The organism is Promicromonospora sp. NPDC090134 (assembly GCF_044746965.1).
In the GTDB taxonomy this organism is placed as follows: Bacteria; Actinomycetota; Actinomycetes; order Actinomycetales; family Cellulomonadaceae; genus Promicromonospora.
Genome location: NZ_JBIVCZ010000020.1, coordinates 1 through 21236, shown reverse-complemented (window position 1 = coordinate 21236; position 21236 = coordinate 1). Strand labels below are relative to the sequence as shown.

Below are 21236 nucleotides of genomic sequence, written 5' to 3'. Positions count from 1 at the left end.
CAGACCCGGTAGTACGGTCACGAAACGTACTTACCGGACACCTGTCGTGGAGGAAGAGCATGCTCACCGTTGACCTGGTCCGTCGCGGCGCCGCCCGGTTCGGGCCCCGCACCGCCGTCCGCTTCGGTGCCGACTCGCTGACGTATGCGCAGGTGGACGCCGCGGCGAACGCCATGGCGCGGGTGCTGCACGCGCACGGCGCCGAGCCGGGCGCGCGCGTGGCGCTGCTGATGGGCAACGGGCTGTGGTCGATCGCCATGGACTTCGCCTGCCTCAAGGCGGGGGTCACGCGGGTGCCGCTCAACGCCCGGCTGTCCGCCACCGAGCAGGGCCGCATGCTCCAGGAGACGGAGGTGCGCCTCCTGGTGCACGACGCCGCCCTGGCCGAGCGGGCGGGCGAGCTCGCCGAGGCGCTCGGCCTGACGACGCTGGGCCTGGGCGCGCCCGGTGCGGTCGGCGGACCGGACCTGCTCACGGCGATGCAGGACGTCTCCACCGCCGACCCGAACCTGCCCGCGCACCCGCAGGACCCGATCCTGCTGCTGTACACGTCGGGAACCACCGGCACGCTCAAGGCGGTCGAGCACACGCAGGCCAGCTACGCCGCGATCGTCGCGAACATCCTGACCAACCTGGTCAGCCCCGCGCGCGACTCGGTGATGCTGCACGCGGCCAGCCTGATCCACGCCAGCGGCACGTTCGTGCTGCCCTACTGGCTGCGCGGCGGGGAGTCGGTGGTGCTGTCCGGCTTCGAACCCCAGGGCTACGTCGACGCGATCGCCCGGTACCGCGCCACGGAGATCAACCTGGTGCCCACGATGATCGGGATGCTGCTCTCGTCCGGGGTCGCCGAGGGTGCCGACGTGTCCTCCCTGCGCACCGCCATCTACGGCGCCAGCCCCATGCCGCGCCCGGTGATCGAGCAGGCCATGGACGTGTGGGGACCCCGGTTCGCGCAGTACTACGGCCAGACCGAGGCGCCGCTGTGCCTCACGGTGCTCGACGCCGCCGACCACGCCGACGCGTCGCTGCTGGGCTCCTGCGGTCAGCCCGCGCTCGACGCCCAGATCCATGTGACCGACGACGCCGGCACCCCTGTCGCGCCCGGCGAGATCGGGGAGATCCGGGTCCGCGCGCCGTTCACCATGGCCGGCTACCACGCCGCGCCCGAGCTGAACGCCGAGATGTTCGCCGGCGACGGCTGGCTGTGCACCCGCGACATGGCCCGCGTGGACGAGCGTGGCTACCTCTACCTCGTGGACCGCCGCAGCGACATGATCATCACCGGCGGTTACAACGTCTACCCGCGCGAGGTCGAGGACGTGCTGCTCGCCCAGCCGTCGGTGGCGCAGGCCGTCGTCGTCGGCGCCCCCGACGAGACCTGGGTCGAGGCCGTCACCGCGTTCGTCGTGCCCGCACCGGGCGCCGCCGTCGACGAGGCCGCGCTGCAGGCCGCGGTGCGCGACAAGCTCGCCGGGTACAAGGTGCCCAAGGCGGTGCACACGGTCGACTCCGTACCGCTGTCGCCCGTGGGCAAGGTGCTGCGCCGCGCGCTGCGCGAGCCGCTGTGGGAGGGCCGCCGGTGAGCGTCCTGGTCACCCGCGAGGGCAGCGTCACCCTGATCGGCATCGACCGCCCCGAGCGGCGCAACGCCGTCGACGGCCCCACGGCGGCGGCGCTCGCCGCCGCGTTCCGGGCCTTCGACGCCGACGACGCCGCGACCGCCGCCGTGCTGTACGGCACGGGCGGCACGTTCTGCTCCGGCGCTGATCTCAAGGCGCTCGGCACCCCGGACGGCAACCGCGCCGCGCCTGACGGTGACGGGCCCATGGGCCCCACCCGGCTGCGGCTGAGCAAGCCCGTGATCGCCGCCGTGTCCGGGCACGCCGTCGCGGGCGGGCTGGAGCTGGCGGCCTGGGCCGACCTGCGGGTCGCCGACGAGACCGCGGTCTTCGGCGTCTACTGCCGCCGCTGGGGCGTCCCGCTGATCGACGGCGGCACCGTGCGGCTGCCCCGGCTGATCGGGCAGTCGCACGCGATGGACATGATCCTGACGGGGCGGTCCGTCGACGCGGACGAGGCGCTGCGCATCGGCCTGGCCAACCGGGTGGTGCCGGCGGGGCAGGCGGTGGCGGCGGCCGTGGGGCTGGCGGCGTCGCTCGCGGCGTTCCCGCAGGTCTGCCTGCGGGAGGACCGTGCGTCCGTGCTGGACCAGTGGGGCCTGGACGAGCGGGAGGCGCTGGCCCAGGAGTGGACGCACGGCGCCCGCTCCCTGTCGGCGGACGCCTACGCGGGTGCGGCCGACTTCGCCGCGGGCGCGGGCCGCCACGGCACCCCGGCCTGACGCGCGCGGACCTGACCCGGGCCGGCTGGTCTTCTTCGAGGCCCGGGTTTCTCCGCTTTCAGCCCCTTGAAAGCGGAGAAACCCGGGCCTCAAAGGTGATCGGGCGGATACCGGGGGTGGGGAACGAGGTCATGCGGGAAGGTTGGCGGCCGGGGCGTCCCAGTCGATGCGGTAGTCCGTGACCCAGTCGTTGGTGGTGCGGGCCGCGGCGCGGCTCACCAGCGGCAGGATCACCCGGTCGCGCAGCACCCGGGTCAGCGGGCCCGGGATCTTCTGGTTCGAGGTGCGCTTCGCCTGGGCGATCAGCCGCTCGACCCGCGTCCGGCGCGCCGCCTCGAAGGCCGCGATCGCGCCGGCCGGGTCGCCGTGGTCGCGCAGGAACCGGGCCAGCAGCACGCCGTCCTCGATCGCGAGCGAGGCGCCCTGCCCGGACGTCGGCGAGATGCCGTGCGCGGCGTCGCCCACGAGCCCGATCGGCCCGCGGCGCCACACGGGCACGCTGGGCAGGTCGAGCGTGTTCCACGGCGCGATGATCTGCGGCGTGGCGGCGAGGATCCGCAGTGCGGGGCCGGCGTCGTCGGCGAAGAGGCGCACCAGCTCCGCGCGCCACCGCTCCGGGGTCAAGGCGGCGAGCTCGGCGTCGGTCGCCGCGCGGGCGCGCGGCACGTTCGCGAACCACCAGACGTCGCCCGGGCCGCGGTTCACGTAGGCGAAGAAGGCCCGCCGCCCGAAGATCATGGTGAACACACCCACGGGGCCGTCCACCGAGATGCCCGCGGCGTAGCCGCCCGTGTTGAGCAGCCCGGTGTAGCGGGGCGGTGGGCACGTCGGGTCGAGGATCGCCCGGGTGCGGGAGTGCAGGCCGTCGGCCCCGATCAGCAGGTCGCCCTCGACGGTGGTGCCGTCGGCGAACGAGGCGACGACGCCGCCCGCACCCACCGCCGCGGCGTCGACGAGCTGCCTGCCGTAGTGGATCGGGATGCCGCGGCGCACGGCCTCGTCGCGCAGCCGGACGTAGAGGTCGGATCGGCGGACGGTCTGGCTGACCGTGCCCGCGTCGTCGTCCCGGCCCATCCCGAGGTGGGCCAGGAGCCGCCCGTTCGACCCGCGCAGCTCCAGCGCGGGCGTGTCGAAACCACCGAGGTCGCGGTGGTCGATGCCCAGCACCCGCAGGGCGGCGAGCCCGTTCGGTGCCAGGGTGAGGTAGGCGCCGACGCCGTCGGCGGTGCGGCCGTAGGCCTCGTGGATCTCGGCGTCGATGCCCGCCTTCTGCAGGGCCATGGCGGTCACGGGTCCGGTGATGCCCGCTCCGATGATGATCGCTCTCATGTGTTCACCATAAAATGGCTAACCATAAGATGGCAAGGTGTTCCGCCAACGAGCAGCCGCCGCCCGTCCGCCTAGGCTGGGCGCCGTGACCCAGGACTCCCGGCCGCGCTCCCCGCTCGCCATGGTGCTGCTCGCGCTGCTCGCCGAGGAGCCGATGCACGCCTACCGCATGCAGCGGCTGATCAAGTCGCGGCGCAAGGACGACGTCGTCAACGTGGCCCGCAGCAACAGCGTCTACCAGTCGATCGAGCGCCTGCTGCGCGACGGCCTCATCGAGGTGCACGAGAAGCTGGCGGCCGACGCCGGCCCGGCCCGGATCGTCTACGCCCTGACCCCCGACGGCTCCGCCGCCCTGCGCCGCTGGATGGACGCGGCGCTCGCGACGCCGGCGCGCGAGTTCCCCGAGTTCCGGGCGGTGCTGGCCGTGGTGGCGATCACCGGTCCCGACCTGGTGCGGGACCGGCTCGCGGAGCGCGCCACGGCGCTGGAGGCCACGCTGGCCGCAGCCGAGCGCGAGGCCGCCGACGCGCAGGAGTGGGGCCTGCCCCGCGTGCTCCTGCTGGAGCACGAGCACCTCCTGGTCACCACGCGCGCGGAGCTGGACTGGGTGCGCGGGGTGGTCGCCGACCTGCGGTCGGGGGAGCTGACGTGGGACACGCAGGAGATGCTGGACTCGCGCCCGCCGGTGTGAGGGGCGCGCGTGGGGGTGATCCGCCTGCTCGGGGCCCGTTCCGGATCGAGCGAACGGGGCGCCGGGCGTAGCATCCGAAGGTGTTCTTTCGGACCGTCGCCACCTCCGCCGCGATCCTGGTCGCGCTGGCCGTCACGGGTGCCGTCGCGGGCCCGGCCTGGGAGCCGGAACCGGTGACCGAGCACCTGCACCCGGCCACCTCCTCGACGGCGATCGGGGGTGCCGACCCCGACGCCGGGGAGCCCGGCGACTTCGAGGTCCGCGAGACCGCGGTGACCATCCCGCTGGCCGACGGCCGGGAGGTGCGCGGGCTGCTGCGCGAGCCCGAGGGGACCGGCGAGCATGCCGGCCGTCCCGGGATCGTGTTCGTGCACGGCGCGGGCACGGGCAAGGCCACCGACGCGTTCACGCTGGCCGCGACGGCGCTCGCGAGCGCGGGGATCACCACGCTGGTGCCGGACAAGCGGCTCGACAACTACTCGACGCGGCACCGCGACTACCAGCAGATGGCGCGCGACTACGCCTGGTCGGTGCGGTTCCTGCGGGAGGTCCCGGGCGTGGACCCGGACGACGTGGGCCTGTACGCCGAGTCGGAGGGCGCGTGGGTGTCACCGGTGATGATGGTGGACGACCCGCGGCTCGCGTTCCAGATCCTGGTCTCGGCGCCGGTGGTGCCGCCGCGGCAGCAGGCCGCCTACGCCGTGGACAACTACCTGCGCAACACCGACGTGCCCAGCGGGGTGTTCCGGGCGATCCCGCGCGCGGTGGGCATGAAGGTGCCGGGCGGCGGGTTCGAGTACGCGGACTTCGACGTCCGCCCCTGGCTCCGGGAGCAGGAGGACCCGATCCTCGCGGTCTTCGGCACCAACGACGCCTCGATGCCGCTCGAGCAGGGCACGCGCGAGCTCCTGGCCGACGCCGACGACGTGACGGTGCGCTTCTACGAGCGCGCCAACCACGGCATCAACGTGGAGACGCCCGGCGGGCTCGTGCTGCACCCCGACTTCGCGCGCGACGTCGCCGACTGGGTGCTGGGGCTGCCGGCCACGGCGTCCGCCCCGCCGCAGGTCGCCGGGGCGCAGCCCGAGCAGCTCTACCTCGCGGCGCCCGTACCGCAGCCGCACTGGTACGGCGACGGCGACTGGCTGGTCGGGGTGGTCGTGACCGCCGGCGGGCTGCTGGTCGTGGGCCCGCTGCTGCTGGGCGGCGTGGCGGTCGCGGGCGGTGTGGCCCGACGGCGGTCCGCTCGCCCGGGCGTCCGTCTTGCCCGGGGGCTCCGCGCACCCCTGACCGGGCTGGGCGTCGGGGCCGTGGCGACGATGCTCGGCTTCGCCGCCTACCTCGGGGCGGTCGCCCGGCTGGCCCTGGACTACGAGAAGAACGCCCTGGTGGTGCAGGGCGGCTGGGTCGCGGTGCGGCTGCTGGGGCTGGTCGCCGTCGTCGCCGCCGCGCTGCTGCTGAACCGCGTGCGTGACCTGAGGATGTCGGTGGCAGACCGGGGCGCGGCCGACGCGGTGCGCGCCGACCCGGGGTCCCCGGACGCCGACCCGGGGTCGCCGGACGCCGTCCGGCCGGAGCCGTACCGTCCCCGCCGGGTCGCCGTCGTCGTGGTCTCCACGGGCTTCTGGGCCACGGTGCTGGGCGCGACGGCGCTGCTGGTGACCCTGGCCTACTGGGGCGCCTACCAGCTCGGCATCTGACGTCAGGAGCGGGCCGCTGCCGCGGCGTCGGCCAGGCGGCGGGGCGGGGCGGCGTCGGGGATCTCGTCCGGGAGGCGCAGGTGCCGCACCTGGTCCACGTGCGTGGTCGTCGCCAGCGCCGCGCTGTACCCCGCCGGCGCGGGCACGTGCGTCAGGTACGGCCGGGGGTGGGGGAGCCGGACCGACGGGTCGGCCGTCACCAGGCTCGGACGCGGCCCGGTCACGTCGAGGTCCCGCAGGGGGATCGCCAGGCCGTGCCCCGTGAGCTTCGTCGTCGCCTCCTTGCGCGTCCACGACGCGAGCAGCGCGTCCGCACGGTCGCGGGCCGGGAGGCGGCGCCACGCATGGTGCTCGGCCCGGGTGAGCGCGGCCGCCGCGAGGTCGTCCAGGTCCCGGTCCGCGGGCCGGGCGTCGAGGTTCGCGCCGACCCGGCCGTCGCCCACCACGGCGACCAGCACCCAGGCGCGCGTGTGCGACACCGAGTAGTCGAGAGCCGCGCCCGCGACGTGCGGCCGGCCGTGCTGCGGGTCGCCGCACCGGTCGCACGCCCGCTCCACGACGACGTCCTCCGGGGCGACGCCGAGATACCGGGACAAGATCAGCCGCTGCGCCGCGCGCGACGTCAGGTGGACGTCGCCGGCCAGTGCGTCCAGGCCCACGAGCTGCTCCCGATCCGGTACGGTCAGCAGGCGCGTCCAGGTTTCGCGGCGTCGGACCGGAACGAGCCAGACGTCGCAGGTGCGGGGGGCCGGTGCGGCCGCTGGGTCCACTGCGTTCTCCTGTGACCTCGGTGTGCCGCCGGCTGTCGCCGACGGCGGATGTCCCACGCAAATCAGATGTGATGGACGTGCGCAGAAATGCATGTGTGACCGGACTCGCCGTGCCACGGCCTGACAGAGCCGGTACCCAGCGGGTAGAAACGTGGTGGGCCCCAGCGCCGCCAGCCACACTTCCCCAGTCTCGACCAGCGGCGTTATCGAGGAGTGAACGGATGATGGACCAGCACGCTTCGGAGCGTGACGAGAGAACTTCGGCCGACGTCGCGGACGACGCCAACGGCGCGCCGACGGAGAGCCTCGGCCACGAGCACGTCGCCACGCTCGCCCCGGAGACCGGGCCCGGCACCGCCGCCGAGAACTCCGGCGAGGTCCGGCCGTTCGCGAACATCGCGGCCGCCGACTACGTGCGGGACGCCATCGCCGCGCTCGCCCTGCTCGTGTCGCTCGCCCTCCCGTGGAACCTCGCCGACCGCTCGGCGGACCGGGTCGAGGTCGTGCTGGCGGTCGCGCTGTCGCTCGCCTCGCTGACCCTGCCCTACCTCGCGCGCTTCGGCGTGCTGCCCGTCACGTGGACCGTGCACTCGACGCGTCGCGCCCGCCTGATCGCCGGGCTCCCGCTCGCCGTGATCGGGCTGGTCCACCTCGTGCTCGACCTGCGCGGCGGCGCGGGCGTCGGCACCGGCCTGGGCCTCGCGCTCGCCGGCGCGGCGCTCGCTGCCACCCCGCGCGACAGCGAGCTCGGGCCCGTCGACCAGGACGGCGCCGTGGTGCGCGCCTGGCGCCTCGGTCTCGCCGGCGTGGGCGCGCTCATCGCCCTGGGCGCCGTCATCTCCACGCTGCTCGCCGAGCTCGCCGACGGCGCGACCCTGGGCGACCGGCTCCTGGCGCCCGTGTGGCTCGCGCTCTCGCTCGGCCTGGTGTGGCTCCTGGTGGGCGGCACCGTGCGGCACGACCGGCCGTCCCGGCTGGTGCTCGTCGCCGTCGGCATCGTGCTCGCGCTCCTCTTCGTCTTCACCTCGGGCGGCGCCCTGACCGGCATGGAGTCCATGCAGCCCGGCGTCACCGACCCGAGCCGGTTCGGCCTGGTGCTGCTTCCGCTCGCCGCCGCGGTGGCGGGTTCGCCCGCCGTGCGCCGCGACCCCGCGGCGGCCGACGCCGAGAGCACCGAGCAGGCCGCCGGCGTCTGGGTGCGCGTGGCGATCCGGGCGTTCGACGTCATCGTCCTGCTCGCGGTGTGCAGCGCGCTGGCCGCGCTCGTGCAGCTCATCGACCCCGGCTTCATCGGGTCCGGCGCCGGCGTCACGCTGGTGCTGCGGCTCGTGCTCGGCGTCGTCGTGGCCGGTATCGCCTGGTTCGCGCGCCGGTCCCTGAAGCGCGACCCCAACACGGGCCACGTGCCCGCCGTCGGCGCCGCGTGCGTGGCGGGCGTGCTGGGCCTCGTCGTCGTCATCGCGACGTCGGGCGCGAGCCTGGGCGTGAACCTCGGCGACCTGCTCATGGCGCTCGCCCTGCCCATCGTCGCGGCGAGCGCGCTGATGGTGCCCAAGGCGGTGCGCGAGCACTTCCAGACCGCCGGCATCGGCGGCGAGGCCGACGTCGACCGCAGCCAGGCCTACGTGTGGTCCCCGCCGCGCCCCAAGGGCGACAAGGCCCCGCCGGCCACCCTGCCGGAGGAGCCCGTGCGCAGCGCCCCGGAGCTGCGGCGTCCCGCCGAGCCCCGCCGGGTCACGTCCACGGGCGCCGTGCGGACCGTCGCAGGCGCCACCGCCGCCCAGCGCGGCGTGGTCCCCGTGCAGCCGGTGCAGCCGACCTCGGGCGAGGTATCGCTCGGCTCGATGCGCACGGTCGAGGACATGCCGGCAGCGGCTGCCCCCGTCGACGCGACCGCGACCATGCCCCCGGTCCGCTCGGGCGCCACGCCGGTGGCGGCGCAGCCGGCGCCGTCCGCACAGCCGGTGTCGGGTGCGCACCCGACCGCCCAGCCCACGGCGCGCATCCGGCCGGTGGGCAACGGCCAGCAGGCCGCGCCGGTACAGGGCTCGGCGGCGCAGGGCTCGGCCGGCGAGGTCGAGGAGCACACCACGCGCCGGGTCGTCACCGGGCAGGGCGCCGCGTCGTCGGACTACGGCTCCGAGTCGGGCCACACCGCGGTGCTGCCGCCCGTGGGCGGCCGGTGGACCCCCGCCGTCGCGCTCGACCCGGCCACCCCGCTCGCGGACCTGGCGAAGATCGTCCAGGAGGCGCCGCACCTGCGCCCGCAGGTGGCGGCGAACCCGTCGACGTACCCCGCGCTGCTGGACTGGCTGGGCGCCCTGGGCGACCCCCAGGTCGACGCCGCGCTGCGCAGCCGCCGCTGAGACCTTTGTCCCGGCCCGTGGTCCGGATCGTGGGCGTGACTGGCGCCCACGGTCCGGACGAGGGGTACAGTGACCGCGTGCGCCTGACGGTGATCCTTCTCCTTCGCTGCCGCGACGAGGCCTAGACAGGCCGGTCCCTCGTCGCGGAGGCTTGGTGTGCCGGCCAACCTCACCGAGCGAAGGACACATGATGGAGAACAGCATCACCGCCACCACCCCCGGCGGAGTTCACGAGACAACCGTGCACGGCGCAGCAGGCGGGATCATCGAGGACAACCCGCAGCAGACGTCGGGCATGCCGACCAGCAAGTACCGGCCCTTCCACGAGCAGATCAGCCTCGAGCTGCCTGACCGCACGTGGCCCGGAAAGCGCATCGAGAAGGCCCCGCGCTGGTGCGCGGTGGACCTGCGCGACGGCAACCAGGCCCTGATCGAGCCGATGGACGCGGAGCGCAAGCTGCGCATGTTCGAGCTGCTGGTCCAGATGGGCTACAAGGAGATCGAGGTCGGTTTCCCGTCGGCGAGCCAGACCGACTACGACTTCGTGCGCAAGCTGATCGACGAGAACCGGATCCCCGACGACGTGGTGATCCAGGTGCTCACCCAGGCCCGGGCCCACCTCATCGAGCGCACGTACGAGGCGATCACGGGCGCCAAGCAGGCGATCGTGCACCTGTACAACTCGACGTCCGTGCTGCAGCGGGAGGTCGTCTTCCGCTCCGACCAGGACGGCATCGTGGACATCGCGCTGGACGGCGCCAAGCTGTGCCGCAAGCTCGAGGAGACCGTCCCGGGCACGCGGATCTACTACGAGTACTCCCCGGAGTCCTACACCGGCACCGAGCTGGAGTTCGCCGTCCGCATCTGCAACGAGGTCATCGAGGTCTTCGAGCCGACGCCGGAGCGCAAGGTCATCATCAACCTGCCCGCGACCGTCGAGATGGCCACGCCCAACGTGTACGCGGACTCCATCGAGTGGATGAGCCGGCACCTGGCCCACCGCGAGAACGTCATCCTGTCGCTGCACCCGCACAACGACCGCGGCACGGCCGTCGCGGCCGCCGAGCTGGGCTACCTGGCCGGTGCGGACCGCATCGAGGGCTGTCTGTTCGGCAACGGCGAGCGCACCGGCAACGTCGACCTGGTGACCCTGGGCATGAACCTGTTCTCGCAGGGCATCGACCCGCAGATCGACTTCAGCGACATCGACGGCATCCGCCGCACGGTCGAGCACTGCAACCAGATGCCGGTGCACGAGCGGCACCCCTACGTGGGCGACCTGGTGTTCACGGCGTTCTCGGGCTCGCACCAGGACGCCATCAAGAAGGGCTTCGAGCACATGGCCGGGCGGGCCGAGGCCGCCGGCGTGGGCGTCGACGACCTGGACTGGGGCGTGCCGTACCTGCCGATCGACCCGCGCGACGTCGGGCGGTCCTACGAGGCCGTGATCCGCGTGAACTCGCAGTCGGGCAAGGGCGGCGTGTCCTACCTGCTCAAGAGCGAGCACAACCTGGACCTGCCGCGACGGCTGCAGATCGAGTTCTCGCACGCGGTGCAGAAGGTGACCGACGAGCAGGGCACCGAGGTCACCGGTGCGGACATCTGGCGCATCTTTACCGACGAGTACCTGCCGGTGGAGGAGAACGCGTCGTCCGGCCTGGAGCACTGGGGCCGGCTCACGCTGCGCGGTACCCGCGCCGTCTCGGCCGAGGGCGCGCAGGACACGCTCGAGGTGGACGTGACCGACCGGGGCAAGGAGCTGACCCTGACCGGCACGGGCAACGGCCCGATCGACGCGTTCGTGAACGCGATCGCGCAGGTGGGCGTGGACGTACGCGTGCTCGACTACACCGAGCACGCCCTGTCCGAGGGCGGCGACGCCAGCGCGGCGGCGTACGTCGAGTGCGCGGTGGGCGACGACGTCCTGTGGGGCGTCGGCATCGACCCGTCGATCACCCTGTCGTCCCTGAAGGCGATCGTCTCGGCGGTCAACCGAGCGGAACGCACCGCCTGACCCACCTTCGTTGAGTGCTGGATATTCGCCCTCTTTCGTGTGCCAGCAGGGCGAATATCCAGCACTCAATGCTCTAGTCGAGGCGGGTGAACGTGGCCTCGAAGCCTTGGGTCCATTGCGTGTGGGTCGTCTCGTCGCAGGTGTACTTCAGCGGCTGGGACAGGCCCTCGGGCTGGTACGTGTCGCCGTTGCCGGCGAGCTCGCGCGTGACCTCGGCGTCGTCGAAGTCGACCGACTCGAAGGTGAGGCGCCCGCCCTTGGTCGAGACCGTGTACGTGGCCGTGCCGCTCCACGTCTCGACGTACTCCCCGGCGGGCAGGTCGGCGCGGAGCGGCCCGGCGTCGTCGAAGTCGACCAACTGGGTGCCGTCGGGCCGGAACTCCACCACGCGCCCGGTCCAGCCGGTGGTCGGGTAGGTCTCGCCCTGGGCCGTGATCTCCGTCGCCAGGTCGGTCTGCTTCCAGCGGCCCACCAGGCACTCGTCGATGGCCGACGGCGGCTCCGCCGAGGCAGACGGCTCGGCCGGCGCGCTGGCCGGCGCCGATATGGACGGTGACCCCGACGGCGTCGGGTCGGCTTCCGCCCCGCCGGACCCCACGCCGAGGACGGCGGCCGTGGTGCCGCCCCCGACGATCACCACGACCGCGGCGGCGACCAGCCAGGTGACCGGCCGCTTCAGCAGGCCGCGCCGGGGCGCCTCCGGCTCGGGCTCCGGGGCGGGCGCGGCCGGGACCGCCTTGACCACGGTCTCGTCGTCGCGCAGCGCGGTCACGTCGTCGTCCGGGTCGACGGCGTCCGCGCCGCCCGGCACGGCCGGGAGGATCTTCGCGGCGCCCGTCCGCCGGTCCGCGGGCACGTCGTTCAGGAAGTCGAGCACCTCCTGCAACCCGGGCCGGGCCTCGGGATCCTTGGCCAGGCAGGCCTGGACGAGCGGGAGCAGCCACTCCGGGCACCCGCTCAGGTCCGGTTCCTCGTGGACCACGCGGTAGTAGACGACGGTGGTGTCGCCCTCGCCGAACGCGCGCTGCCCGGTGGCGGCGTAGAGCGCGACGGCGCCCAGCGCCCAGACGTCGGCGGCGGGTGTCGCGAGGCTGCCCCGCACCTGCTCGGGTGCCATGAAGGCGGGCGTGCCGACCTTGAGGCCGGTGCGGGTCAGCGACGTCGAGTCGGACCCCTGGGCGATGCCGAAGTCGATGACGAACGGCCCGTCCTGGGCGAGCAGGATGTTGGACGGCTTGAGGTCGCGGTGCACGATGCCGACCTGGTGCACGGCTCTCAGCGCCTCGGCCACGCCGGCCAGCATGCGGCGCACGTCGGGTTCGGGCAGGGGACCCTGGGTCCGGACGACGGCGGAGAGCGCGGGCCCGGCCACGTACTCGACCGCCAGCCACGGCTGGTCGCCGTCGGGGTCGGCGTCGATGAGGGTGGCCAGGAACCGGCCGCGCACCTTCATCGCGGCCGCCGCCTCCCTGCGGAACCGCGTGCGGAACTCCGGGTCCTGGACGTGTTCCCGCAGGATCGCCTTGAGGGCGAGCTTGCGGCCGGTGCGGGTCTCCGCGAGATAGACAGCCCCCATGCCGCCGGCTCCGATCCGACCGAGGAGCTGGTATCCGCCCAGCTCCTGCGGGTCGCCGGGCTCGAGCGGGTGGATCTGCGGGGCTGCCCCTGAGCCTGGCGCGATCATGGTGTGAAACATACCGGATATCCTTGAATTCACCCGATATTTCGGTCATGGTGACTCGCGTTCCCGGAACAAAGAAATCCAGATGCAGGGGGAGAACCATGAAGCGAAAGCTGGTGAGCCGCGCGCTGCCGTCCGTGCTCGTCGCGGGCGGTCTGCTGGTCACGGGCACCATCTCCGCGACCGCGGCCGACGGCGCGACGTCGAGCGTCGAGCAGCAGTCCGGAGGTCTGGGCGACCTGCTGTCGGGCACCGTCGACGCCGTGGTCGGCACGGGCGGCGCGGTCGACAGCACGCTGACCCAGGTGACGGACACGGTCGAGCAGGTCACGAAGAAGGACGGCGCCGTCGACGATACCGTCACGGGCGTGACCGGCGCGGTCGACGCGGTGGCCGGCAAGGACGGCGCCGTCGACGACGTGCTGAAGGGCGTGACGAGCGGCGGGGCCGAGGCGCCCGCGGCGGGCAGCGGCCCGGTCGAGGACGTCGTGCGCGGCGTGTCCGGCGTGGTGACGTCGGTGGCCGGCGAGGAGGGCGCCGTCGACGACGTCCTGGGCGCGGACGCGCCTCGACGCGGCGTGACCGACGACCTGCCCGCCGAGATCATCGGCGACGTGGGCTCCGTGGGCGAGAACCTCGGCCGCGGCGACGTGCCCGGCACGATCGGCGCGATCACCGGCGAGGACGGCGTCGTGGACGACCTCCTGGAGAGCCCGGAGCGCGGCGGCCCGGGCGGCGGCGACCCCGGTGACGGGGGCGACGGCGACGGAGGCGGCTCGGGCGACGGGTCGGACGACGGCGGCACGATCCCCGTGGCGAACACGCCCGGGCTCGGCACCGGCGTCGACATCGGCCTGCCGATCCAGGCGATCGGCGAGGCCCAGGCCCCGGGTGCGCTCGCGCAGACCGGCGTCCAGGTCGCCGGCGTGGCCGCTGTCGCGCTCGGCCTCACGGCCGCGGGCGCCGCGCTGGTCCGCGCCCGCCGCCGGATGCTGGCTCCGCAGGACTGATCCGGGTCCGTCGGCTGCCCGTCGACAGCTTGCTCACGAGGTCGGCAGCTGGCATCGAGATCGGCACAGGCCTGTGCCGATCTCGATGCCGACTGCCGAACTCACGCTTACCGTGAACGGCCAGGTAGCCTCCCGGCATGAGCTGGCAGGTCACCATCAACTTCCACCCCGACCGGCTGGTCGCCGACGGCAGCGAGACGCTGATCGAGCGCCTCGCCCACGACCGGGTGTGGCGTTCGCAGTTCGAGACCGGCACGAGCAACGGCGGCCTCACCGCGCACCACGGCGGCGACCGGTGGCGCTGGGAGCAGCGCATGTTCGACGGTCGGTACGACGACGCCGAGCCGCACCTGCGCCCCCGCTACGGCGCGCTGAACCACCGCCGTCGGGAAGCGGGCGCCGCCGTCCGCTTCGGCTCGGCCCACCTGCGGCTGCGCCCGCACGTGCTGGAGCGCACCACGTTCTGCTACCCGGACTCCTTCCTGGAGCCGGAGCACTTCGCCGCCGCCGACCCGGCGCCGCTGGTCGCCCTGGCGGACGCCGACACCGCGGCCGGCGTCCACGACGTCCTGGACGACTACGTCGAGGCCCAGGTGCACGGCGTCGTCGGCCTGCCGGACGACGTCGACGCGCTGGTGCTTGACCCCTGCTACCGCGGCACCGCCGTGGCCGAGGCCGCCGAAGGGCTCGGCGTCGCCGTCGAGTGGCACCACGGGTTCCGGCTGCACGTGGACGACCTGGCGACGCGGCCCGGGTTCCGCGGACCGGAGATCGTCGAGGTGGCGCGGGCCGTCGCCGTCGGGCACACGACGAACGGCTGGCTGGACGCCCGGGTGATCGGCGAGGCCGTGCGTGCGGGGGAGCAGCACCCGCAGGACCTCAAGAAGGTGTGGCACCACGTGGCGCGCTGGGGGCATCCCTGGTGACCTGCGCCGACGCGGGCCGGCGCATGTTCCACAGGGGCGGCGACCCCGGGTACAGCTCGGCGAAGGTCCGCGTGACCTCGAAGCCGTGCCGCCGGTAGAACTCGACGTTCTCGGTGGTGCTGGTCTGCAGCGAGACCGGCTGGCCGGCGGCGTCGGCCTGGGCGAGGCCGTCGCGCAGGAGCGCGCTGCCGACGCCGGTGCCCTGTCGCTCCGGCCGCACCACGAGCGTGCCCAGGAACCAGCCCGGGTCGTTCGGGTACGACTGGGCGAGCGTGGCGTACAGGGCGGAGAGCCGGGGCCAGTCGCTCGCCGCGCGGCGAACGAGCGACCGGGTGGCCCGGGTCGCGCGAGGGTCGACGCGCCGGGTGGGGGCGAACGGGTCGTAGGGGTCCTCCGAGCCTGCGGTGGTCCAGGTGGCCAGCCCGATGACCCGGCCGTCGTGCAGTGCCACCCGGGCGGCCTGCGGCGGCCGCAGGATGCGCAGGCCCGTCCGGAGCATGATCAGGTGCGGCAGGCGACGTCGTCCGGCGTCCGGAACGGTGTACGTCCACAGCGGGTCGTCGGCGAACGCGTCCGCCGCGACCTCGGCGGCCTCCTTGCTCTGGCGCGGCCGGAAGTCGGTGATCCTCACGGCCCGGAGCGTACCGAGGCCGCGGGCACCTCTGGCCGGGTTTCATCCGCAGGTCGTCGGGCGGGCCGGGTCAGGAGCACCCCCGCCAGGCTCACCACGAACCCGGCCACGGTGAGCAGCGGCAGCTCCTCGCCGAACATGGCCCAGGCCCACGCCGCGGAGACCGCCGGGGTGAGGTAGAGCCAGGTGCTCACCGCGACGGGCCCGCGCGTGCGCTGCACGTACAGGTACATGCCGTAGCCGCCGAGGAACGCCAGCCCGACGAGCCAGGCGATCGCCAGCCAGAAGGTCGGGTCCGCGGGCGGCGCGGCCTGTCCGCTCGCGACGGCGAGCACGGCGAAGATCCCCAGCGCGACCACGCCCTGCACGGCCAGGGAGTCCAGCACGTCGTGCTCGCCCGCCTCGTCGGGCGCGGGCCACAGGTCGCCCAGCACCGTGGCGGCCGAGAGCGACAGCATGCCGAGCACGGCCCAGAGCGCGCCCGCGGCGCCGGTCCCGGCTGCGACGTCCGGTCCGACGGCGAGGGCGACCCCCGCGAACCCGACGGCCAGGCCCACGGCCTGGCGCCGTCCGCCGCCGCTCCCCCGCCCAGCCCTGCGCCCGCGCCCGAACCCGGACATGACGACGGCGACCAGGGCCGGCTGGAGCGAGGCGAGCAGGGCGGCGGTCCCGGCGGGCAGGCCCTCTTCGACCGCGCGGAACACGCCGTAGAGGTAGCCGGCCTGGCCGAGGGCACCCAGCACCGCCTCGCGCCGCAGGTAGCGCGCGCCGTACCGGCGGCCGAGCGACAGCACCACCACGACCATCAGGGTCCCGGCGACGACGTAGCGCCACAGGAGCGTGGTGGTGGCGGGCGCGACCGGCGCCGCGAAGGTGGCCCCGACGAAGCCGGAGCTCCACATCACCACGAGCAGGGCGGGGGCGAGGCGTCGGAGGAGGGTGGTTCGCGTCCGAGTGCTCATACCAGCCAGGTAAACATACAGGTCGGTATACTCGCAGTGGACCCGGACACAACGCCCGGACGCGACCACCAGGAGTGACCCGTGCCCCGCCGCAGCCCCAACCCCGACACCCCCGCCGGCGAGCGGATCCTCGTCGCGGCCAGCGCCCTGTTCTACGAGCGCGGCATCCGCGGCGTCGGCGTCGACCTGATCGCCGACCAGGCCGGGGTCACCAAGAAGACGCTCTACGACCGGTTCGGGTCCAAGGACGCGCTGGTGGCCGCCTACCTGACCCGCCGGCACGAGCGCTGGGCCACGTGGTTCGGGCGGCGGCTCGCGGAACGCGGGGCGACGGGCGTCGAGCAGGTCCTGGTCGCGCTCGAGGTCGCCGAGGAGTGGGCGGACGACAACGTGCGCGGCTGCGCGTTCGTCAACGCCCACGGCGAGATCGGCGCCACCGACCACCCGGGCAACGCCGTGATCCTGGCCGACAAGCAGTACATGCTCGCCGAGTTCCAGCGGCTGCTGCGCGACGCCGGGCACCCGGACGCGGAACGCCTCGGGGAGCAGGTCCATCTGCTCTACGAGGGCGCGATGGTGGCGCACACGACGCGCGCGCAGCCGGACGCGTTCGGCGCCGCCCGCGCCGCGGCGCGGGCGCTGCTCCAGGTCTGACGGCGCCCGGGCGCAACGCTGACGCCGCGGGTCCGCAACACCCGCTGTGTACTCTCGGGCCGTGCACCAGCAGACCATCCTCCAGCCCGGCACCGGGACGAGCACGGGCGCCGGCACCGCCGTCGTCGACGGGGCCGCGTACCTGCCCACCTCGACCGAGACCGCCTACTGGGGCCGGCTGCCCTGCGCGGCGGACCGCGCGGTGCTGGCCGTGGACCCGGGCGAGGAGGTCGTGGTCGACACCCTGTCCCACGAGGGCATCCTGGAGGACCAGGGCGGCGACCCGCTCGCCTGGTTCGCGGAGCGCGGCGTCGCCGAGGGCGCCGTGCTGGCCGACGCCGTCGAGCTCGCCGCGGCCCGCACGTCCCGCCTGGGCGCCCGCGCGCCCGGCCTGCCCGACGTCCCGGGAGCGCACGGCGGTCATGTCGTCACCGGGCCCGTCGAGGTGCGCGGCGCGCGGCCGGGCGACCTCCTCGCGATCCGCGTGCTGTCCACCGACCCCCGGGTGCCGTACGGCGTGATCTCCAACCGGCACGGCCGCGGTTCCCTGCCCGGCGAGTACCCGGCCGACGGAGCGGACATCGTCAGCGTCTTCGCGCACGTGGACTCGTGGGCCGACGGCGCGGGGCGAGGCTCGATCCCGCTCGCCGAGGGCGCCGAGCGCCGCGTGGGCTTCGACCTGCACCCGTTCCTCGGCATCATGGGTGTCGCCGCCGCCGGGGACGAGCGGCCGCACTCGGTGCCGCCGGGGCCGTTCGGCGGCAACATCGACATCAACCTCCTGGGCGCCGGGTCCACCCTGTATCTGCCGGTGCAGGTGGCGGGGGCGCTCGCGTATGTGGGCGACCCGCACTTCGCGCAGGGCGACGGCGAGGTGGCGCTCACCGCGTTCGAGGCATCACTCCGGGTGCGGCTCGGCCTCGACCTGATCCCGGCCGCCGACGCCGTCGCGACGTTCGGCGAGCTGGCCGGCCCGCTCGCCGAGACCACGGAGTTCCTGGTGCCGACCGGGCTGGACCGCGACCTCGACGTGGCCGTGCAGAACTGCGTGCGCGCGGCCATCGCGCTGCTGGGGGTGCGGTACGGGATGTCACCCGCGCACGCCTACGCGTACCTGTCGGCCGCCACGGACTTCGACATCTCGCAGGTGGTCGATGTGGTCAAGGGCGTGCACGCGCGGATCCGCAAGGCGGACTTCCTGCGGGGCTGACGGACGCGCCCGGCGCCGGCAAGGTTGCCGGCGGCCTGGCCGTCCGCCCGCCTACGCGGCCCGCTGCCGGTCGTGGCGGTCCGGCAGCCGCCGGAACCCCGCCGAGACGTACGTGGCGACCGCGGCGGCGCGCGCGGTCTCCGTGATGACGACGGCGCTCGACGACCCGAGCTCGCGCAGGGCGGCCGCCCCGGCGACGGTGATCGCCCGGCCGTAGCCGCGACCGCGGTGGTCCGGGTGCACGCCGAGGGGTTCGATGAGGCCGGGCCGGCCGGGACCGGCCGACCAGACCGTCGTCGCGCCCACGGCCGCGCCCGCGTCGTCGTAGGCGAGCAGGCAGCGCGCGTCGGCGTACAGCGGGCCGGCCGCCATGTCGTGCCAGCGCTCGTCCGTGAACGTCGGGCCGCCGAACGCCTCCCGGTGCACGAAGGTGCGCTCGCTCACCCGGTCTGGTCCGACCACCTCGACCCGCACGCCCGGGTCCTCGACGGGGTCGGTGAGGTCGCGCTGCAGCGGCGTGAACGGGTCCTCGCTGCCCCAGCCCTCGTCCGCGAGCAGGTCGCTGACCAGGGCGCCCGGGGGTGCCTCGACGCTGACCTCCCCGTCCGGGAGCACCCCGCGCTCCGGCGTCGTCACGTCGGCGACCAGCCGTCGCGCCAGCTCCTCGTCGCGGTGGGCGTCGGGCGCCGTCGTCATGCGCAGCAGCCGCGACCCGTCCAGGAGGCCGACGGCGACCAGCCGCCCGTCCCGGCTCCGGGTCCGGACGGCCGCCGCCGCGGTCCCGGCGCCGAACCGCTGGTACCAGCCCACGTCCCCGGGGTGCAGCTGTACGGGCCGGGCGTCGTCCTGCCACGCACGCAGCGCGTCGGTCGCGACGGCCAGGTCGCCCGTGCCGGGCGTGCTCATGATGACGGTCATACGGCGATCCAACAGCGCGGCCCGCCGGTTCGCGATCTTTTTCTGGCCCACCGGTGCCAGGCCCGCGGCGTGCATCTTGGTGCCAGGAGCGCGGTCGTTGTCCCGAGCAGTCATTCACGGTTCGTGGCACCGTCATCCCACTTCCCGACATTGTCCGCGAATTGCAAACATTTCCCTATCCGGTCCGGCATCCCGAATCGGCAGAGAAAGCACCGGGCCGGAGAACGGCCCGCTGAAGGGAGAATGTTGATGAGAAGAGCACCTGCGCTTCTCGCGGTGATCGCGTTGCTGGCCTCGTTCCTGGGGGCCTTCGTGGGCGTGGCGGGACCTGCGTCCGCCGCGGCACGTGACGGGGTCTGCGACAGCGGCGAGTTCTGTTACTACTACAACAGCGACAACGCGGGGTCCATCTCGGACTTCACGGGTTCGGTGAGCGACTACGGCACCGCGCAGCCGGGCTGCTACGACTTCAAGGGGTCGGGCAACGGTCAGGGCGAGTGCATCAAGAACAACGCGGCCTCGGTGTGGAACCGGACCGGCGAGACGGTCCGCGTCTACTACAACACCGGCTACGGCGGCGAGTACCAGAACATCGGCTCCGGCTACAAGGGCCAGCTCAGCGCGGAGCTGTACAACAACAACGCCTCGCACCAGCTCGTCGGCACCGCGGGCACCGACACCGGCGCGCGCAGCGGCACCTGCGAGGACGGCGAGTTCTGCTACTACTACAACAGCGGCAACGCGGGGTCGATCTCGGACTTCACCGAGTCCGCCGGCAGCTACGGTGACGCGCAGCCCACGTGCTACGACTACAAGGGCGCGGGAGCGGGCCAGGGCGAGTGCATCAAGAACAACGCCGCCTCGGTGTGGAACCGGTCGACCAAGACCGTCCGGGTCTACTACAACAGCAACTACGCGGGCACCTACCAGGACGTCGCTCCGGGGTTCAAGGGCCAGCTGAACAGCACGCTCTACAACAACAACGCCTCGCACCAGTTCGTGGGCGCCACGGCTCCGGGCGGCGGCTCCCGCAGCGGCACGTGCGAGACCAACGAGTTCTGCTACTACTACAACAGCGGCAACGCGGGGTCCATCTCGGACTTCACCGACTCGGTCGGTGACTACGCGACCACGCAGCCGGACTGCTACGACTTCAAGGGTGCGGGCGCCGGCCAGGGCGAGTGCATCAAGAACAACGCGGCGTCGGTGTGGAACCGCTCCAGCAAGACGGTCTGCGTCTACTTCAACAGCTACTACGGCGGTTCCTCGCAGGCTGTGGCGGCGGGCTTCAAGGGGCAGCTCAACGGCACCCTCTACAACAACAACGCCTCGCACAAGTTCATCACGGGCACCACGTGCCCGGCCTCCGAGGGCCCGGTCGACCCGGGCGGCCCCGGCGGGGACACCAGCGGTGACTACGCGCAGAAGGTCGAGCGGGTCATCCAGGCTGCCCTGGCGCAGACCGGTCAGGGCTACACCTACTCGTGGGGCGGGGGCAACAAGTACGGCCCGACCTACGGCATCTGCTGCAGCCCGGGCGGCTACGACGACCGGAGCCGGTTCGGGTTCGACTGCTCGGGCCTCACGCAGTACGCGTTCTGGCAGGGCGCCGGCGTCGACATCGGCACCTACACCGGTGCCCACCTCAGCAAGGGCACCAAGGTCTCGATGAGCAACCTGCAGCGTGGCGACCTGATCATGTGGGGCGGCTGGTCCAGCACCTATCACGTCGCCATATACCTAGGAAACGGCAAGATGGTGGAGGCGGCGCCACCGCGCAACTCGACCAGCGTGCACGTGACGAACGTCTACGGGGGTGACTTCGGTATCCGGGTGAACATGTGATCCGGTCACCCGGCTGAGAATGGCACGGTCCTGCCACCGCATTCGGTGGCAGGACCGTGCCATTTGTCCTCCAGACGGCAGGAATTGTCGTGGCACGGTCAGGACAGTGCCATTGTCTTGTTGCCGGGCCGACGGCGGGAAAGGATAAGAAACAGAAAGCAAGAATCCCGCGTCGAAACGGAGAA

The 21236-nt window shown here is 73.5% G+C and carries 17 protein-coding genes; 11 read left to right on the top strand and 6 right to left on the bottom strand.

The features are described from left to right. The first annotated feature begins 59 nt into the window (after window positions 1-59). Together ACIPN7_RS29580 and ACIPN7_RS29575 are read left to right on the top strand one after the other, a co-directional pair. On the top strand, window positions 60-1586 hold the full coding sequence (locus ACIPN7_RS29580) for a class I adenylate-forming enzyme family protein (protein WP_400550762.1): 1527 nt from the start codon (window positions 60-62) through the stop codon (window positions 1584-1586). Continuing rightward, a complete protein-coding gene (locus ACIPN7_RS29575) occupies window positions 1583-2344 on the top strand; it encodes a crotonase/enoyl-CoA hydratase family protein (RefSeq protein ID WP_400550760.1) in 762 nt (253 codons plus the stop codon). Before ACIPN7_RS29580 ends, ACIPN7_RS29575 begins: the two co-directional genes overlap by 4 nt. Before the next feature lie 129 nt (window positions 2345-2473). Here the strand turns inward: ACIPN7_RS29575 and ACIPN7_RS29570 are convergent, their stop codons facing one another. Then, the gene (locus ACIPN7_RS29570; protein WP_400550758.1) at window positions 2474-3673 is read right to left on the bottom strand and encodes an FAD-dependent oxidoreductase; all 1200 of its coding nucleotides are present in this window, start codon (window positions 3671-3673) and stop codon (window positions 2474-2476) included. A gap of 85 nt (window positions 3674-3758) precedes the next feature. Here ACIPN7_RS29570 and ACIPN7_RS29565 point away from each other — a divergent pair, with 85 nt between their 5' ends. Both ACIPN7_RS29565 and ACIPN7_RS29560 read left to right on the top strand, forming a co-directional pair. Next, the gene (locus ACIPN7_RS29565) at window positions 3759-4364 is read left to right on the top strand and encodes a PadR family transcriptional regulator (protein ID WP_400550757.1); all 606 of its coding nucleotides are present in this window, start codon (window positions 3759-3761) and stop codon (window positions 4362-4364) included. An 80-nt stretch (window positions 4365-4444) separates the two neighbouring features. Beyond that, entirely contained in the window at window positions 4445-6064 is a 1620-nt protein-coding gene (locus tag ACIPN7_RS29560; protein ID WP_400550755.1) for an alpha/beta hydrolase family protein, read from the top strand. A gap of 2 nt (window positions 6065-6066) precedes the next feature. Here ACIPN7_RS29560 and ACIPN7_RS29555 read toward each other — a convergent pair whose 3' ends face one another. Then, window positions 6067-6834 (bottom strand): 4'-phosphopantetheinyl transferase family protein, encoded by a 768-nt coding sequence (locus ACIPN7_RS29555; RefSeq protein ID WP_400550753.1) that lies wholly within the window; start codon window positions 6832-6834, stop codon window positions 6067-6069. A 224-nt stretch (window positions 6835-7058) separates the two neighbouring features. Here ACIPN7_RS29555 and ACIPN7_RS29550 point away from each other — a divergent pair, with 224 nt between their 5' ends. Together ACIPN7_RS29550 and leuA are read left to right on the top strand one after the other, a co-directional pair. After that, window positions 7059-9200: a hypothetical protein gene (locus ACIPN7_RS29550; RefSeq protein WP_400550751.1), complete on the top strand. Its 2142-nt coding sequence runs from the start codon at window positions 7059-7061 to the stop codon at window positions 9198-9200. 187 nt (window positions 9201-9387) lie between these two features. Next, the gene (gene leuA, locus ACIPN7_RS29545; protein ID WP_400550749.1) at window positions 9388-11214 is read left to right on the top strand and encodes a 2-isopropylmalate synthase; all 1827 of its coding nucleotides are present in this window, start codon (window positions 9388-9390) and stop codon (window positions 11212-11214) included. Window positions 11215-11287: 73 nt separating this feature from the next. On the opposite strand, the gene ACIPN7_RS29540 is transcribed toward leuA, so the two are convergent. Next, the gene (locus tag ACIPN7_RS29540; RefSeq protein WP_400550747.1) at window positions 11288-12898 is read right to left on the bottom strand and encodes a serine/threonine-protein kinase; all 1611 of its coding nucleotides are present in this window, start codon (window positions 12896-12898) and stop codon (window positions 11288-11290) included. A 98-nt stretch (window positions 12899-12996) separates the two neighbouring features. Between ACIPN7_RS29540 and ACIPN7_RS29535 the strand changes: the two genes are divergently transcribed. Beyond that, window positions 12997-13905 carry a hypothetical protein gene (locus ACIPN7_RS29535; RefSeq protein WP_400550745.1) on the top strand — a complete coding sequence of 303 codons (909 nt, stop codon included), beginning with the start codon at window positions 12997-12999 and terminating at the stop codon, window positions 13903-13905. Window positions 13906-14042: 137 nt separating this feature from the next. Continuing rightward, window positions 14043-14831: a DUF3626 domain-containing protein gene (locus tag ACIPN7_RS29530; RefSeq protein WP_400550743.1), complete on the top strand. Its 789-nt coding sequence runs from the start codon at window positions 14043-14045 to the stop codon at window positions 14829-14831. Here the strand turns inward: ACIPN7_RS29530 and ACIPN7_RS29525 are convergent. Together ACIPN7_RS29525 and ACIPN7_RS29520 are read right to left on the bottom strand one after the other, a co-directional pair. Then, window positions 14785-15462, bottom strand: coding sequence for a GNAT family N-acetyltransferase (locus tag ACIPN7_RS29525; protein WP_400550741.1), 678 nt, complete (start codon window positions 15460-15462; stop codon window positions 14785-14787). The genes ACIPN7_RS29530 and ACIPN7_RS29525 overlap by 47 nt on opposite strands. Continuing rightward, complete coding sequence (locus ACIPN7_RS29520; RefSeq protein WP_400550739.1) at window positions 15459-16424, bottom strand: DMT family transporter; 966 nt, start codon at window positions 16422-16424, stop codon at window positions 15459-15461. The genes ACIPN7_RS29525 and ACIPN7_RS29520 overlap by 4 nt, the downstream gene beginning before the upstream one ends. 81 nt (window positions 16425-16505) lie before the next feature. On the opposite strand from ACIPN7_RS29520, the gene ACIPN7_RS29515 reads away from it, so the two are divergent. Together ACIPN7_RS29515 and ACIPN7_RS29510 are read left to right on the top strand one after the other, a co-directional pair. After that, the gene (locus ACIPN7_RS29515) at window positions 16506-17078 is read left to right on the top strand and encodes a TetR/AcrR family transcriptional regulator (RefSeq protein ID WP_400550737.1); all 573 of its coding nucleotides are present in this window, start codon (window positions 16506-16508) and stop codon (window positions 17076-17078) included. Window positions 17079-17139: 61 nt separating this feature from the next. After that, window positions 17140-18288, top strand: a complete 1149-nt coding sequence (locus ACIPN7_RS29510; RefSeq protein ID WP_400550735.1) for an acetamidase/formamidase family protein — start codon at window positions 17140-17142, stop codon at window positions 18286-18288. Between the two features lie 51 nt (window positions 18289-18339). Here ACIPN7_RS29510 and ACIPN7_RS29505 read toward each other — a convergent pair whose 3' ends face one another. Further along, on the bottom strand, window positions 18340-19320 hold the full coding sequence (locus tag ACIPN7_RS29505) for a GNAT family N-acetyltransferase (protein ID WP_400550733.1): 981 nt from the start codon (window positions 19318-19320) through the stop codon (window positions 18340-18342). A gap of 135 nt (window positions 19321-19455) precedes the next feature. On the opposite strand from ACIPN7_RS29505, the gene ACIPN7_RS29500 reads away from it, so the two are divergent. Then, window positions 19456-21051, top strand: coding sequence for a peptidase inhibitor family I36 protein (locus tag ACIPN7_RS29500; protein WP_400550731.1), 1596 nt, complete (start codon window positions 19456-19458; stop codon window positions 21049-21051). Window positions 21052-21236 lie beyond the last annotated feature (185 nt).

Excerpts from the sequence above, each read along its gene's own strand:
- ACIPN7_RS29580 (WP_400550762.1), top strand. The coding sequence starts at position 60 with ATGCTCACCGTTGACCTGGTCCGTCGCGGCGCCGCCCGGTTCGGGCCC.
- ACIPN7_RS29570 (WP_400550758.1), bottom strand. The coding sequence starts at position 3,673 with ATGAGAGCGATCATCATCGGAGCGGGCATCACCGGACCCGTGACCGCC.
- ACIPN7_RS29550 (WP_400550751.1), top strand. The coding sequence starts at position 7,059 with ATGGACCAGCACGCTTCGGAGCGTGACGAGAGAACTTCGGCCGACGTC.
- leuA (WP_400550749.1), top strand. The coding sequence starts at position 9,388 with ATGATGGAGAACAGCATCACCGCCACCACCCCCGGCGGAGTTCACGAG.
- ACIPN7_RS29540 (WP_400550747.1), bottom strand. The coding sequence starts at position 12,898 with ATGATCGCGCCAGGCTCAGGGGCAGCCCCGCAGATCCACCCGCTCGAG.
- ACIPN7_RS29535 (WP_400550745.1), top strand. The coding sequence starts at position 12,997 with ATGAAGCGAAAGCTGGTGAGCCGCGCGCTGCCGTCCGTGCTCGTCGCG.
- ACIPN7_RS29530 (WP_400550743.1), top strand. The coding sequence starts at position 14,043 with ATGAGCTGGCAGGTCACCATCAACTTCCACCCCGACCGGCTGGTCGCC.
- ACIPN7_RS29520 (WP_400550739.1), bottom strand. The coding sequence starts at position 16,424 with ATGAGCACTCGGACGCGAACCACCCTCCTCCGACGCCTCGCCCCCGCC.
- ACIPN7_RS29505 (WP_400550733.1), bottom strand. The coding sequence starts at position 19,320 with ATGACTGCTCGGGACAACGACCGCGCTCCTGGCACCAAGATGCACGCC.
- ACIPN7_RS29500 (WP_400550731.1), top strand. The coding sequence starts at position 19,456 with ATGAGAAGAGCACCTGCGCTTCTCGCGGTGATCGCGTTGCTGGCCTCG.